Raw genomic sequence first — 14651 nt, forward strand, 5'->3', positions numbered from 1 at the left:
GATCACATGGACAGCGGCGCCGATCCCCTGCGGCACCACGGCGACGTCGACGCGGCCCCCGGCCTGCTCGACTTCGCCGTCAACGTGCAGGGTTCAGGGCCGCCGCGCTGGCTGCGCGACCGCCTCGCCGCCACCCTCGACGACCTCGGCCGCTACCCGTCCGCCGAGCACGACGCGCGGGCCCGGGCCGCTGTGGCCGCCCGGCACGGCCGCCGGCCCGACGAGGTGCTGGTGCTGGCCGGCGCCGCCGAGGGCTTCGCGCTGCTCCCCGCGCTGCGGCCGCGGCTGGCCGCCGTCGTGCACCCCGGGTTCACCGAGCCGGAGCTGGCCCTGCGCACGGCCGGCGTGCCGGTCGTGCACGTCTTCACGGACGCCGCGGACGGGCACCGGCTCGACCCGGCCGCCGTCCCCGCCGGCGCGGATCTGGTCGTGGTCGGCAACCCCACCAACCCGACGGGCGTGCTGCACCCGGCGGAGACGCTGCGCGCGCTGCTCGCACCCGGCCGCACGGTCGTCGTCGACGAGGCGTTCGCCGACGCGGTACCGGGGGAGCCGGAGTCCGTCGCGGGGGAGTCCGCGCCCGGGCTGCTGGTCCTGCGCAGCCTCACGAAGACGTGGGGTCTGGCCGGCCTGCGCGCCGGCTACGCGCTGGGCGCGCCGGAGGTGCTGGCCCGGCTCGGCCACGCCCGGCCGCACTGGCCGGTGTCGACGCCGGCGCTGGAAGCGGTCGTCGCGTGCAGCGAGCCCGCTGCCGTCGCCGAGGCCGAGCTGGCCGCGCACCGGCTCGTCGCGGCCCGGGCCGAGCAGGCGGCCGCGCTGGCCGCCGTCCCCGGAGTCCGGGTGCTGCCCGGCACCGCGCCCTACCTGCTGCTCCGCCTGCCGGACGGGCACGGCGAGCGGGTGCGGCTCGCCCTGCGCACGGCCGGCATCGCGGTCCGCCGCTGCGACACCTTCCCCGGCCTGGACGCCGATCACCTGCGGGTGGCCGTGCGGCCGGCCCCGCAGGTGGCGCGGCTCGTGCTGGCCCTGTCCGAAGCGCTGGCCGGGGTGCGCGCATGACGACCGTCGGCGACGTGATCGCCGCCCTCGAGGCCGCCTACCCGCCGGCGCTGGCCGCCGACTGGGACGCCGTCGGCCTGGTGTGCGGTGACCCGGCCGACGAGGTGCGCTCGGTGCTGGTCGCAGTCGATCCGGTCGCGGCGACGGTGGCCGAGGCCGTCGAGGCGCAGGCGCAGCTGCTGGTCACCCACCACCCGCTGCTCCTGCGCGGCGTGCACGGCGTCGGCGCCGACACGCCGAAGGGGGCGCTGGTGCACCGCCTGGTGCGGGCCGGCGCGGCCCTGTTCACCGCGCACACCAACGCCGACTCCGCCGATCCCGGGGTGTCCGACGCGCTGGCCGCGGCCATCGGGCTCACCGTCGAGGGGCCGTTGCAGGCGGTGCCGGAGCAGGAGCTGGACAAGATCGTCACGTTCGTGCCGGTCGGTCCGTCGATCACCGCCGTGCACGAGGCGCTGGCCGACGCCGGGGCAGGGCGGATCGGCGACTACAGCCACGCGTCGTTCGCCAGCGCCGGCACCGGCCAGTTCAAGCCCCTGACCGGCGCGAACCCGGCGATCGGCGAGGTCGGCCGGCTGGAACGGGTCGCCGAGACCCGCCTGGAGATGGTGCTGCCGCGGCACCGGCGCAGCGCCGTCGTCGCCGCGCTGCGGGCCGCGCACCCGTACGAGGAACCGGCGTTCGACGTGCTGGAGCTGGCGCCGATCCCGTCCGCGCGCGGACTCGGGCGCATCGGCGTGCTCGCCGAGCCGGAGCCGCTGGCGGCCTTCACCGAGCGGGTGGCCGCCGCGCTGCCGGCGACCGCGTGGGGCGTGCGGGCCGCCGGCGACCCGGGCCGGCCGGTGCAGCGGGTCGCGGTCTGCGGCGGTGCCGGCGACTCCGCGTTGGGGGCCGCCGCCGCTGCCGGCGTCGACGCCTACGTGACCGCCGATCTGCGCCACCACCCCGCCGCCGAGCACCTGCTCGCCCACCCGTCCGGCCCGGCGCTCGTGGACGTCGCCCACTGGGCGTCCGAGTGGCCGTGGTGCGAGCAGGCGGCCGCCGTCGTCCGCGCGGCGACGGACGGTAGCGTCGACGTTCGCGTCTCCACCCTGCGCACCGATCCGTGGACCCTCGGGAGGACCTGAACGTCATGAAGGCCGATCCCGCTGTCCAGCGCACCCTGCTGACGCTCGCCGACCTCGACAAGGAGCTCACCCAGCTCGCCCACCGGCGGCGCAACCTGCCCGAGATCGGGCAGCTCGTCGAGGCCGAGGCAGCGGTGCGCACGGCGAAGGACAAGCTCGTCGAGGTCGAGACCGCCGCGGGCGACCTGGACCGCGACATCCGCCGCATCGAGCGCGACGTCGAGGGCGTGCGGGCGCGCACTGAGCGCGACCGCAACCTGCTCGCCGGCGCCGGGATCGGCGCCAAGCAGGCCGTCGACCTGCAGCACGAGCTGGAGACCCTGCAGCGCCGGCAGAGCGTGCTGGAGGACGAGCAGCTGGAGATCATGGAGCAGCGCGAGGCGGTCGGTGCCGACGTCGAGCACTCGCAGGTGGCGCTGGCCGCCGCCGAGCAGGCCGTCACCGACATCACGCAGCGCCGCGACACGGCGTTCGCCGACATCGACGCCGCCGAGTCGGGCCGCCGCCGCGACCGGGAGAGCGTGGTCGCGGGCATCCCCGCCGACCTCGTCGACCACTACGAGAAGCGGCGCGCGAAGGGCGGCATCGGCGCGGCCCTGCTGCTGGCGCGGCGCTGCCAGGCGTGCCGGCTCGAGCTGGACCGCACGGCCATCGCAGCGCTCAAGGCCGCCGCAGCCGACGAGATCGTGCACTGCGAGGAGTGCGGCACCATCCTCGTGCGGACGCCGGAATCGGGCCTGTGAAAGTAGTTGTCGAGGCCGACGGCGGCTCGCGCGGCAACCCCGGGCCAGCCGGCTACGGCGCCGTCGTCATCGATGCCGCCACCGACGAGGTGCTCGCCGAGCGCGCGGCCGGCCTCGGCACCACCACCAACAACGTCGCCGAGTACCAGGGCCTGATCGCCGGCCTGCAGGCGGCGGTCGAGCTGGGCGCCACCGCCGTCGAGGTGCGGATGGACTCCAAGCTGGTCGTCGAGCAGATGGCCGGGCGGTGGAAGGTCAAGCACCCGTCGATGCAACCCCTCGCCACGCAGGCGAAGGAGCTGGTCGCGCAGCTGGACGCCGTCACGTTCACCTGGGTGCCCCGAGCCCGCAACGCCCGCGCCGATGCACTGGCCAACCGGGCCATGGACGAGCAGGCCGGAATCGCCGCGCCCGAGCCCGCCGTCGTGGCCTGGACCGGCCAGGTCGGCGTGCCGACGCGGATGCTCCTGCTGCGGCACGGGCAGACCGCGCTGTCGGTGGAGCGCCGCTACTCCGGCCACGGCGACCCCGAGCTCACCGAACTCGGCCAGGCCCAGGCCGCCGGCGCCGCGGCCCGGCTCGCGGCGGAGACCGAGATCGCGGCCGTCCTCACCTCGCCGCTGCGGCGGGCCGTTGCGACGGCGGAGGCGGTGGCGGCGGCCACCGGCGCACCGCTCGTCGTCCGGCAGGGACTCATCGAGACCGACTTCGGCGCGTGGGAAGGCCTGACCTTCGCCGAGGCGCGCGAGCGCGACCCCGAGGTGCACGGCCGCTGGCTCGGCGACGAGCACGCCGCCCCGCCCGGCGGGGAGAGCTTCGCCGCCGTCGGACGCCGCGTGGAGGCCGAGCGGCAGGCGATCCTCGCCGAGTACCCGGGGCAGACCGTGGTGGTGGTCAGCCACGTGACCCCGATCAAGATGCTGCTGCGCACCGGCCTGGACGCCGGCCCGTCCCTGCTCTACCGGCTGCACCTGGACCTGGCGGCCCTCTCCGAGGTGCGGTTCTACCCCGACGGCGGGGCGAGCGTGCGGCTGGTGAACGACACCCACCACGTGCCGGCCTGAGCGTCACAGCCGCCGCACCCCCTCGGGCGTGCTCAGGAACGTCCCGCGCACCGCGACACCGGCGCCGCCGCAGGCGGTCCGCAGCGCCGCGGCCCAGGCGAGGTCGGCCGCCAGCACCTCGTCCGGCCCGTGCCGCTCCAGCGTGAGCAGGACCGAGCCGCCGGCGAGATGGTCCCGGAGTCCGGTGAGGACGTGCTGCAGGCCGCCGATCAGTGCAGGCGTGGGTGCGGGCGGCAGGTCGTCGACCGGCATGACGACCGGTGACTGGAGCCCGTCCCCGTCGACGAACATGAGCCAGAGCCTGCGCTGAGCAGCAGCGTTGCCGACCAGCTCACGGACGCGGTCGAGCCCGTCGTCGTCGACGCGGAGGGCGGGGAGATCGGAGTGTCGGATCATGCGGGGAAGGATCCGGCGGTCCCCGCGGGCCGTGGGGCCGTTCGCGGAACCTCGTCATCGAACGGTTCGACGTCAGATCGGGGCGCTGCGGTTGCGAACGGTGCCGCGCGGGTGTCCACTCCGACACGATCGAGTGAGGGAGGTCACCCATGGCTACCACCAGCGCCGCCGACGTCGCCGGCCAGCGTCGCCGGGCCGTCATCGCGAGCACGGTCGGCACCACCATCGAGTGGTACGACTTCTTCCTCTACAACACCGCGGCCGCGCTGGTGTTCGGGCAGTTGTTCTTCGGCTCGTCCGCCGTCGGCGGGACGCTGCTGGCGTTCAGCACCCAGTTCGTCGGGTTCGCCGCCCGGCCGGTGGGCGCCGCCCTCTTCGGCCACTACGGCGACCGGCTCGGCCGCAAGCGGATGCTCGTCGCGACGCTGCTCCTCATGGGCGTCGCCACGGTGCTCATCGGCTGCCTGCCGACCTACGCGACGATCGGCGTGGCGGCCCCGATCCTGCTGACCATCCTGCGGATCGCGCAGGGCATCGGCGTCGGCGGCGAGTGGGGTGGCTCGGTGCTGATGTCCATGGAGTGGGGCACGCGCAAGCAGCGCGGGCTCATGGCGTCGTGGCCGCAGATGGGGGTGCCGCTGGGCCTGCTGCTCGGCACCGGCGTGGTGTCGTTGATGGCCGGGCCCGGGTTCCTCGAATGGGGGTGGCGGGTGCCGTTCCTGCTCAGCGCAGTGCTCATCGGCGTCGGGCTGTGGGTGCGGCTGTCGGTGCTGGAGAGCCCGGCGTTCACGCGGGTGATCGAGCAGAAGGCGATCGCGACGATGCCGGTGGTGGACGTCTTCCGCAAGCAGTGGGCCGACGTGCTCAAGGCGATGTTCGTGCGCACCGGCGAGCAGGCCCCGTTCTACCTGTTCACGTCGTTCGTGCTGGTGTACACGACCAGCACGCTGAAGCTGCAGCGCGTCGACGTGCTGCTCTACCTGATGCTGGCGGCCGGGCTCGGGCTGGTGTCCGTGCCGCTCTTCGGGTACCTGTCCGACCGCTTCGGCCGGCGGCTCGTCTACGGCGCGGGCGCGGTGCTCACCGGGCTGTTCGCCTTCCCGTACTACGCGCTGCTCGACACCAAGGTCGGCGGGCTCATCGCGCTCGCGATGGTGCTCAGCCTGCTGTTCCACGACATGATGTACGGCCCGCAGGCGGCACTGATCTCCGAGAGCTTCGGCACCGAGGTCCGCTACAGCGGCGCCGGGCTGGGCTACCAGCTCGCGTCGGTGATCGCCGGTGGTCCTGCACCGCTGATCGCCACCGCCATCCTCGGCGGCACCAAGAGCACCACCGGAATCTCCTGGTACATCATCGGCTGCGTCGTGGTCACGCTGATCGCGCTGGCGCTGATGCGGCCACGGCCGGCGGAACTGGACGCGCACTTCGACCAGGCGTCGGAAGGGGTGCCTACGTGAGCAGCAGGTAGCCGCCGACCGCGACCCCGAGCACCACGACGGACCAGCGCAGCACGTTCTCCGAGAGCCGGCGGGCGAGCCGGGCGCCGACGTAACCGCCGAGCAGCGTCATCGGTGCGAGCACGGCCACCGCCGTCCACACCACCGGCGCGCCCACGGCGAAGATCACCACGGTGACCGTGGCCACGATCAGCGAGAGCACGCCCTTCGTCGCGTTGAGGCGCACCAGGCGGTCGTGCGTGCACAGGGCCAACGTCGCGACGAGGATCACGCCGAGCGCGCCGCCGAAGTAGCCGCCGTAGACACCGGCCAGGAACATGGCCGGCAGCAGGACGGCGTTGCGGTCCGGGCCGCCCTCCGCCGGTGCGCCCACCCAGCGGCGGATCGACGGCTGCAGCGCCAGCAGCGCGCTGGCCAGCAGCACCAGCACCGGCACGACGGCGTCGAACACCGCACCGGGCAGCACGAGCAGCAGCAGGCACCCGACCGCCGACCCGACGGCAGAGACGACGCCGGTCAGCACCAACCGCCGGCCCTGACCGGGCAGCTCCTGCTGGGTGCCGGCCACGACACCGACGTAACCGGGCCACTGCGCCACCGAGTTGGTGACGTTCGCCGTCAACGGCGGGAACCCGACGGCGAGCAGGGCCGGGAACACGATCAGCGAGCCCCCGCCCGCCACCGCGTTGACCCCACCCGACACGAACCCCGCGATCACGAGGAAGGCCAGGGAGGCTGGGGACATGTCGAGCACGGAGGAACGCTAGTCGGTGGTCAGGGACTACCGTCGGGATGGTGACCGCATCCACGCCCGAAGGGGGCGACGAAGTCTGCTGGCTCAACCGTCTCTGCCCGGAGTGCGGCGCGATGCCCACCGAGGACGTGCGCGTGTGCTGGCGCTGCGGCGCACCCTTGCCCGAGTGCGACCCCGAGGACGAGTGACGGGCCCGTGAGCCGCTAGGCTGGTGACGCGGACGAGCTGGCCGGGCGGCCGCGACGGCGAGCGATCGCCGCCGAGGAAAGTCCGGACTCCGCAGGGCAGGGTGGTTGCTAACGGCAACCCGGGGTGATCCGCGGGACAGTGCCACAGAGAACAGACCGCCCCGCGCGCGAGTGCGGGGTAAGGGTGAAACGGTGGTGTAAGAGACCACCAGCACCCCGGGTGACCGGGGTGGCTCGGTAAACCCCACCCGGAGCAAGACCAAGAGGCGCCGCCCCGGCGGCGCTGCGCAGGCGTTCGAGGGCGGCCCGTCCGAGTCTGCGGGTAGGTCGCTCGAGCCCGTCGGTGACGGCGGGCCTAGATGGATGGTCGCCGAACGGAGCCCCGCGAGGGGCCCGGGAACAGGATCCGGCTTACAGGCCAGCTCGTCCGCCCCGACCCGCTGACCTGCAGCGACAACGCAGGTGATCCTTCTTCTGACACGAGATTGACACAGGAGGGTGTGGATCAGGGTCTGACTGATCCACTGCGGGAACGGCTCGCGGAACCTCTGTGACCGTTGCGGCTCCGCAGCGGGGGCGCCGCAGGTCGAGGACGGATCGTTCGAGATCAGCCGGCGGTGCCTCAGAGCGTCGGCGCCTGCGATCGCGATGTAGATGAGACCGGCCGCACCGCCGCGGCTCGACGCGGGGTAGGAGGTGGCCGGTCGCTTGGTTGCAGTACCGCGTCGACAGCATCTCGGGTCCGGTCGTCGGAGTCCGGCCAGAGGTGGGCGTAGGTGTCCAGCGTCTCGGCGGCGGTGGCGTGGCCGAGGCGGTGTTGCACGGTCTTGACCGACTCGCCGTGTCGGATCAGTAGTGAAGCGTAGTAGTGGCGCAGGTCATGGAATCCGGTGCGGGGCGGGGCGCCGGCTGCTTTGACCGCGGGCCGCCAGACTTCTCGCGAGAACGCCGTGCGGCGGATCGCGTCGCCGTGCTCGTCGGTGAACAGCAGTCGGGCCGGGTGGGTGATGGGAAATCGGTCGAGGTGCCGGCGCAACTCGCGCACCACTGTGTCCGGAAGCGGAACGGTGCGATGTGACGCTGAGGTCTTGGGCGGTCCGAAGAACGGTGCTCTGCGCGGTAGCAGTATCAGCTGCTTCTCGACGCGCAGAGACCGCTCGTCGAAATCGATGTGATCGAGATCGAGACCGAAGCACTCGCCCTGCCGCAGGCCGGTTCCCGCGGCGAGGATGATCAGTGCTCGGTACCTGTCGGGCACTGCTGCGGCGAGGGCCAGCACGATCGGAGTCGCGAGCGGTTTGATCTGGACCGGGAGCTTCTTCGGGAGCCGAGTTCCTTCGCACGGAGATGTACTCACGAGGCGATCGCGGAGTGCGGCTTTGAAGATGGCAGCGACGATTCCGTGGATGACCTGCACGGTGGCGGGTGCCAACGTCTGGCTCAGGGTGGTGACCCAGTGCTGGATCTCGCTCGGTCGGATCGAGGCGAGGCGGCGGTCGCCGAACCTGGGGTAGACATGTCGGCGCAGGTGCGTCTCGACGTGGGCGCGTGTGGTCGGGCGATGCATCTGGATCTCGCGCCAGGACTCGGCGAACTGCCGGAAGGTGGTGGGATCGTTCGGATCCACGTAGTCGCCTCGTACGACGTCGGCGACGATCGTGGCGAGGAATCGTTCAGCGTCGACGCGTCGTGCAAAAGCGCGTCGTCGGCTGCGCCCGTCCGGGTCGCGCCATCGGGCATCCCAGGAGTGCCCACCGGCGCGCTTGCGCTTTGTGATGCTCCCCATCGGACCGCTCAGTCGTCATCGAGGGGCGGCCACGGAATGGTGGTGCTCGCGTTGCGCCGCGAACCATGCGCGTACCTCGTGCGGGTCGTACCGGACGTAGCGGCCCACTCGTCGTCCGGTGGGTCCGTAGCTGCGATGGCGCCACTGGTAGAGCGTCGCCTTCGGCACACGAAGGTACGAGGCCGTCTCCTCGGTGCCCCACAGTTCCTCAGACTCGTCGTCCATTGGCCCTCCTCGCGCCTTCTGACGAAGACGGAGGTTGGCGACCAAGATGTGCTGTTGCATGGCTGACACGTGGTTGCGGAGTGGCCGCCGCTGATCAAAGCATCTTGGGCCGGTTCGCGGGGCCCTCATAGGGTCTACGCGATGGCGACCGGTTCGTCGAATTGTCGCGCCTGGTGGCCGCGAAGAAGGTCGGTCTCCGGTGATCGGACCGTGGCCGCCTATCGCGGACGCCGCGCGCGAAAAGCATTGATTGTGTCGTTGCTGTGGCCGGCCAATTGCGCGCACCGTTCGGCGCAGAACGGGTGGGTGCGCCCCGAGAAGCGGTCGCATCCGTCGCCGACGCCGCCGGGGGCTCCGACGGGCAGGTCGACAAGGTCGCTGCTCATGCTGGGCATGCGGGGTTCACGCGGCGGGAGCGTAGCCAGGTCTCGAGGTTGGTGGCGCTGTAGATGATCCGGCGTAGTGACATCGTCACGAATGGTGGCGCCTTGCGGCGGGATGGGTCGAGCGCCATCGCCGCGTGGTGGAGGGATCGACGCCCAACGTCGCGGCGACGTCGTGCGTGCTCAGCCATCGTTCGTCAACGCTCATCTGGAATCCGCGCCGGACGCAACATTCACGTCGCCCGATCGTCCGCACGCGGTGGCCCGGTCTGTGGTTGACACGTGTTCGGCTGGTGGGCACGCGATGTCGTGACCGTGGTTGCTCTGGCTTCGACGCAACTGCGACGGGGGGCCTTGACCCTGGATCTTGGACACGCCGAATCCAGCAGCTGCTGGAGTGAGCGAGATGATCCAGAGCTATGGCCCGCAAGAACTACTCCGACGAGTTCCGTCGGCAGGCCGTCGAGTTGTACGAGTCCTCGCCGGGTGCGACGGTGCGTGGCATCGCCGAGGACCTGGGGATCGAACGCAGCACCCTGCGAGCCTGGCTCGACCTGTTCGGCACTGGCCGCAAGACCGCCGCGGACGGCACCGCGGCCCCCAGCCCACTGCGGGCCCGTGCCGTGAGCCGGCCACCGGCGGGTGCGCGGTCTGCTCTCGGTGAGCCAGAGACGCCGGAGCAGCGGCTGGCCCGGTTGGAGGCCGAGAACGCCGCGTTGCGCGCGGAGAAGACCAAGATCGAGACCGAGCGGGAGATCCTCCGTCAGGCGGCCAAGTATTTCGCCGGGGAGACGAACTGGTGAGCCGCTTCCAGTTCGTCGCCGAGGCGCGGTCGGGTCCAGCGCCGACAACGCGCTGGCCGAGTCGTTCAACGCCACCGTCAAACGAGAAGTCCTCCAAGACACCCGGACCTGGCCCGACGCCACCACCTGCCGACGCGAGTTGTTCCGCTGGCTGACCCGCTACAACACCCGACGCCGACACTCCTGGTGCCGCTACCAGACTCCGAACGCCTACGAGAACGCCTACGCAGCTACCGTCCCGGAAGCGGCGTAATCCACCCCCCGTGTCCACGAACCGGGGTCAAGGCCCGGGCATGCGGTCGACGCTCGCGTCGCAGCGCGGGACGGAGATCATTGTCGGACGCCGCGTCGTCGTCCGGTGGATCGCGGCCGCTCGATTACTAGCGGTGATCCCACCTGATCGGCGCAAGCTGTCGCGGCGTATCGGTCGGCTCTTCGACTTTCCCGAAGTCGGCGTCGACATGTCGGTCGGCGCGACACGCCTGGCGTCTGTCAGCGGGAGTTCGGCCGGCGGCCGCGCAACCGCAGGCCACGAGCCTGCCGCAACAGGTGGGCTCGAACCTTTGAGGCCGCTGGTCCCCACATGGTCTCCAGACGCCGCCGGACGTGATCTTCGAGCGACTCGGAAGACGATCACTCCATGATCGTGAGTTCTTTCGTGGTTGCCCAGGTCAAGGCAGGCAAAAGGTGGCATCTTGTAATACGGGGTATTGCCCCTTTCGCCGTCGGGATGACAGGGCTTGAACCTGCGACCCCTTGACCCCGAGTAGGGAGCGGTAATCGTTCGCACACGTCCGACGCGCATGCGCGCGTTCGTGGGGGAGCGTGACGGGTGTAGCCGGGTGGAACGTGCGGGGAGCTGGTCCCCATCCGGTCCCCGGACACGACCCTTGCACCTATGACCACGATGCGACCACTGTGCGCCCACGGGACGACCGTGCCGCGGATATGCAGGCCGGCTCGCCGCGTGTGCTGGTGGCCGAGGACGGCGTGAACAACGCAGGGCCGGCGACATCATCGTTGGTCTGCGCCCGATAGGCAGCGGCTGCGCTGGACGTTGACCCGGGCGCGGACAGGACCACCGCGCCACAAGATCACGAAGTCCGGCCGGAGCAACTAGAGACGAGTATGTCCTAACGGCGAGCCTGCCCGGGACGTGGCAGGAGGGTGTTGAAGATCCGTTTGTGACGACAGACCTCAACACCCTCCTGACCGCACTGTATGTCAAGATCGATGACTGGTTGGGCAGGCCTGCCCGGATCGGGCGGCCTCCGAAGCTGTCTGATGCCGAGTTGCTTACCTTGGCCGTGGCGCAGGTGCTGCTGGGTGTTCATTCCGAAGCGCGGTGGCTGCGGTTTGTGCCGCGAGCGCTGCCCGCAGCGTTTCCCTATCTGCCTGGCCAGTCCGGCTACAACAAGCGCCTGCGCGCAGCATTGCCGCTGATCAAGCGGCTGATCCGGGAACTGGCTGCCGACACCGATCTGTGGGCCGATCCGGTCTGGGTCGTGGATTCCAACCCGGTCGAGTGCGCCCGTTCCCGCCCGACCGCGAAACGGTCGAACCTGGCCGGGTGGGCCGGCTACAGCTACTGCCCCAGCCACTCCCGCTGGTTCTGGGGCCTGCGCCTGCATCTGGTCTGCACCCCGGCCGGGCTGCCGATCACCTGGGCACTGGCCGCTGTCAACGGCGCGCTGGATCTGGATCTGGATCTGGCCCACCTCGCGTGATCAGGCTGGCCCTGTGCTGGTCAGGAGGCGAGTAAGACTCGGTTGCGAAGGAGGTCGAAGTTGGCACGGCCATACATCTTGATCATTTGATGACGTTTCCCTCGACCGATCCTGAGCTGTGAGGCAGGGTCAGCCCGTTGCGGACCGCGTCGTAGTCGCGGCGCAGCCCGCGCACGAACTGGTGCAGGCGCGGTGGGTCATCGGCGTCGACGGCCGCCATCCAGGCGTCGAGCGGTCGCCGTGGCGGGCCGGTGAGCATCTGAGCGAACGCGGCGACGAGCGTGGAGGTGTCCTGCGGTGCGAGCAGGTGGCGAGCACCTGCTTGAGCTGGAGTTGCTGCCCCGGGTTACCACCCGACCGCCCAGCCGCGGAGGTCACCGGGCTCACCGACCTGGCTCTCTCGTCCGGCGAGGAAGCCGACGGCCAGCTGGCCGGCGAGGACCACCAGCAGCGTCACGAGGGAAACCGTCCAACTCCCCGTCCAATCGTGCAGCAGTCCGAAGAGGAACGGGCCGACCGACGCGATGAGGTAGCCCCCTCCCTGTGCCATGGCGGAGAGGCTCGCCGCCACCTGGGCGTTTCCTGCGCGCAGACTGATCACGGCCAGGTCGACGGAGAAGACAGTGAGGGAGACGCCGATCAGGACGGCCCAAAGCCACGACGGTCCGAGGGGATCGGTCAGCAGCCCGAGGACGCCCGCCAGCCCGCACACGGTAAGTGCCGCGATCCACCACCCCTGGTTGGGCTGCTTCACGGCAAGGGCGGGGACGACCATGCTGAATGGGACGGCAACGGCAGTAGTGATCGCGAGCATCAGCGCTCCGTAGGCCGCCGAGCTCCCGGCCCCGACGAAGACCTGCGGCATCCACTCCATCACTACGTATGCGACCAGTGACTGCGTCCCCATCAGCAAGGTCACGCGCCGCGCGACCCGGCTACGCGCGATCGGTACGGCCGGCCGGACTCCATCGGGTCGGGCCCGCCCGTCGTTCGGGGTGTGACGCGCCGTCGCCAGCCAGAACAGGAGCGCGAGCACCGCGAGCCCGCCCCACATGGCGAGCGCGCCACGCCAGCCGCCCATGAGCGCTGCGAGGGGCACCCCGCCCATGGCCGCGGCCGCCCCGCCGCCCTGCATGGCGGACGTGAAGAGCGCCGTCATCAGGCCGATCCTCAGCGGGAACGAGTCCTTGACCACGGCGGGAAGCAGGACGTTCGCGATCGCGATCCCGGTGCACGCCAGCGCCGTAGCACCCACGAAGAGCCACGCATCGCCGAGGGGTCGCAGCAGCAGGCCCAGGGCGAGCAGGCCGACCGCGAGCGAGACCGTCCGTGAACTGCCCAGACGTCGAACGATGCGGGGTGCCGTGAAGCCGATGAGCGCGAAGCACAACGTCGGCACGGTCGTCAGCGCGCTGGTCCAGATGCTCGGGGCGCTGAGAGCGGTACGGACGTCCTCCAGCACGGCTGACACGCTCGTCACCGCAGGCCGCAGATTCAGCGCGACCAGGACGATCGCGATCCCCAATCCGAGCGTTCCCTCCATGCGGGCCGTGGCCGGCGGCGACTCGACTGCGCCCGCGAGTTCAGTGCGGAGGCCGACGGCAAGGTCGTGCTCGAGCTGCTTCTCGGTTTCGCACACGTTTGCAGATCTCTTCGAGACGCGAGCGTTTTCGAACGAGAACCTTCTCTTAAGCATGCCTAACCTTACAAAGCTGCGTCGCTGGCTCAAGGAGACCGGATGTGGGATTCGGCACTTCGCGCGAGCCGCGTTGGTCGCCCTGCACCCCTCTCCGGCGTTGCCCCGCGTCCCCGTGTGTGCGGCGCACCGTAGTGCGGTCCGCAACTCGGAGGCTGTCCGGCGGAACTTGCTCGGCGAGGATGGCGTCGGGCCGATCAAGAAGGAAGCAAACGCGTCCTTGACCGAGTGCAATCGTTCTCGTACAGTTGCGCAACCGATGTCCGAAGAACCAGAGCGCGAGAAGGCCCGTCGGAGCTCTTCGAGCGTGGCGGACCGGGGAGATCCCCTCCGGTCCGGCTGTCTAATCGGCCTGCGCGTTCGCGGGCCGGCTCACCGAGGAGGTCCGCAGTGAAACCTGCGGCGTTCACTTACCATGCGCCACGCTCCCTCGACGAATGCGTCGAACTGTTGGGTCGACTCGACGCCGATGAGGTCAAGCTGCTGGCCGGGGGACAGAGCCTGGTGCCGCTGCTCAACCTCCGCTTGGCGCGGCCGGGGGTCGTCGTCGATCTCGGCCGGGTACCCGGGTTGCGCGGGATCCGTCTCGACGGCGGTGTCCTCCGTGTCGGAGCGATGACGACGCACGTCGAGCTGGTCGAGTCACCGGTTTTGCGGCGTGCCTTTCCCATGATCGCCAGCGCCGCCCGCCACATCGGCTATCCCGCCATCCGCAACCGGGGCACCGCCGGCGGGAGCATCGCCCACGCCGACCCCTCCGCGGAGCTTCCATGTCTCGCGGTGGCGCTGGACGCCGAACTGCTGACCGTCGGGCCGGACGGTGGTCGAACCATCAGGGCAGCGGACTTCTTCGTGGCGCACTTCGTGAACGTCCTCCGACCGGACGAGGTGCTGACCGAGATCCGCTTCCCGCCGCCCGGCAAGGGCTGGGCCTTCGAAGAGTTCACCCGTAAGTCCGGTGACTTCGCCCTTGCGGAGGTCGCCATGGACCTCGATCTCTTGGGGTCGACGGTCGGGCGGGCCCGCATCGCCGTTGGCGGAGCCGCGGCGACCCCGCTGCGGGCGACGGTGTCCGAGTCGGCCCTGCGCGGCCGGAATCCGGCGGATGTCGACCCGGTCCGCATCGGCGCGGAGGTCCGCCGTGAGCTCTGCGGGGAGGGCTCGAGCGAGACCTGCAACCTCGTCGAGACCCTGGCTAGACGGGCCACCATCAACGCTCTGTCCAGGCTGGAGAACTGAC

12 protein-coding genes, 1 other RNA gene and 2 pseudogenes are annotated in these 14651 nt (G+C 71.0%); 9 read left to right on the top strand and 6 right to left on the bottom strand.

Features of this window, described 5'->3' with window-relative positions; genetic code table 11:
• The first annotated feature begins 6 nt into the window (after positions 1–6).
• From cobC to ACQEVB_RS23145, 4 genes are read left to right on the top strand one after another with little or no spacing between them, the layout of a single operon-like run.
• Positions 7–1059 carry an Rv2231c family pyridoxal phosphate-dependent protein CobC gene (gene cobC / locus ACQEVB_RS23130; protein ID WP_432974762.1) on the top strand — a complete coding sequence of 351 codons (1053 nt, stop codon included), beginning with the start codon at positions 7–9 and terminating at the stop codon, positions 1057–1059.
• A complete protein-coding gene (locus tag ACQEVB_RS23135) occupies positions 1056–2186 on the top strand; it encodes a Nif3-like dinuclear metal center hexameric protein (RefSeq protein WP_432974764.1) in 1131 nt (376 codons plus the stop codon). The genes cobC and ACQEVB_RS23135 overlap by 4 nt, the downstream gene beginning before the upstream one ends.
• 5 nt (positions 2187–2191) lie before the next feature.
• The gene (locus tag ACQEVB_RS23140) at positions 2192–2929 is read left to right on the top strand and encodes a zinc ribbon domain-containing protein (protein ID WP_432980514.1); all 738 of its coding nucleotides are present in this window, start codon (positions 2192–2194) and stop codon (positions 2927–2929) included.
• Positions 2926–3993 carry a bifunctional RNase H/acid phosphatase gene (locus tag ACQEVB_RS23145; protein WP_432974766.1) on the top strand — a complete coding sequence of 356 codons (1068 nt, stop codon included), beginning with the start codon at positions 2926–2928 and terminating at the stop codon, positions 3991–3993. Before ACQEVB_RS23140 ends, ACQEVB_RS23145 begins: the two co-directional genes overlap by 4 nt.
• 3 nt (positions 3994–3996) lie before the next feature.
• On the opposite strand, the gene ACQEVB_RS23150 is transcribed toward ACQEVB_RS23145, so the two are convergent.
• Positions 3997–4389 carry a hypothetical protein gene (locus ACQEVB_RS23150; protein WP_432974768.1) on the bottom strand — a complete coding sequence of 131 codons (393 nt, stop codon included), beginning with the start codon at positions 4387–4389 and terminating at the stop codon, positions 3997–3999.
• 149 nt (positions 4390–4538) lie between these two features.
• Here ACQEVB_RS23150 and ACQEVB_RS23155 point away from each other — a divergent pair, with 149 nt between their 5' ends.
• Complete coding sequence (locus ACQEVB_RS23155; RefSeq protein ID WP_432974770.1) at positions 4539–5849, top strand: MFS transporter; 1311 nt, start codon at positions 4539–4541, stop codon at positions 5847–5849.
• On the opposite strand, the gene ACQEVB_RS23160 is transcribed toward ACQEVB_RS23155, so the two are convergent.
• Entirely contained in the window at positions 5842–6594 is a 753-nt protein-coding gene (locus ACQEVB_RS23160; RefSeq protein WP_432980517.1) for a sulfite exporter TauE/SafE family protein, read from the bottom strand. The genes ACQEVB_RS23155 and ACQEVB_RS23160 overlap by 8 nt on opposite strands.
• A gap of 230 nt (positions 6595–6824) precedes the next feature.
• Here ACQEVB_RS23160 and rnpB point away from each other — a divergent pair.
• An RNA gene (gene rnpB / locus ACQEVB_RS23165) (RNase P RNA component class A) lies at positions 6825–7221 on the top strand.
• Positions 7222–7413: 192 nt separating this feature from the next.
• On the opposite strand, the gene ACQEVB_RS23170 is transcribed toward rnpB, so the two are convergent.
• Complete coding sequence (locus ACQEVB_RS23170; protein WP_432974772.1) at positions 7414–8577, bottom strand: tyrosine-type recombinase/integrase; 1164 nt, start codon at positions 8575–8577, stop codon at positions 7414–7416.
• A gap of 15 nt (positions 8578–8592) precedes the next feature.
• On the bottom strand, positions 8593–9132 hold the full coding sequence (locus tag ACQEVB_RS23175; RefSeq protein WP_432974774.1) for a helix-turn-helix transcriptional regulator: 540 nt from the start codon (positions 9130–9132) through the stop codon (positions 8593–8595).
• A 472-nt stretch (positions 9133–9604) separates the two neighbouring features.
• Between ACQEVB_RS23175 and ACQEVB_RS23180 the strand changes: the two are divergent.
• Positions 9605–10241 (top strand): annotated as a pseudogene (locus ACQEVB_RS23180) (integrase core domain-containing protein).
• Positions 10242–11172: 931 nt separating this feature from the next.
• Positions 11173–11664: pseudogene (locus ACQEVB_RS23185) on the top strand (IS982 family transposase); the annotation flags it as partial.
• A 133-nt stretch (positions 11665–11797) separates the two neighbouring features.
• Here ACQEVB_RS23185 and ACQEVB_RS23190 read toward each other — a convergent pair.
• Together ACQEVB_RS23190 and ACQEVB_RS23195 are read right to left on the bottom strand one after the other, a co-directional pair.
• Complete coding sequence (locus tag ACQEVB_RS23190) at positions 11798–11974, bottom strand: hypothetical protein (RefSeq protein WP_432974776.1); 177 nt, start codon at positions 11972–11974, stop codon at positions 11798–11800.
• Between the two features lie 87 nt (positions 11975–12061).
• Complete coding sequence (locus ACQEVB_RS23195; protein WP_432974778.1) at positions 12062–13354, bottom strand: MFS transporter; 1293 nt, start codon at positions 13352–13354, stop codon at positions 12062–12064.
• Between the two features lie 447 nt (positions 13355–13801).
• On the opposite strand from ACQEVB_RS23195, the gene ACQEVB_RS23200 reads away from it, so the two are divergent.
• The gene (locus tag ACQEVB_RS23200) at positions 13802–14650 is read left to right on the top strand and encodes an FAD binding domain-containing protein (protein ID WP_432974780.1); all 849 of its coding nucleotides are present in this window, start codon (positions 13802–13804) and stop codon (positions 14648–14650) included.
• Position 14651 lies beyond the last annotated feature (1 nt).

Source organism: Pseudonocardia sp. CA-107938 (assembly GCF_050936315.1).
Taxonomy (GTDB): Bacteria; Actinomycetota; Actinomycetes; order Mycobacteriales; family Pseudonocardiaceae; genus Pseudonocardia.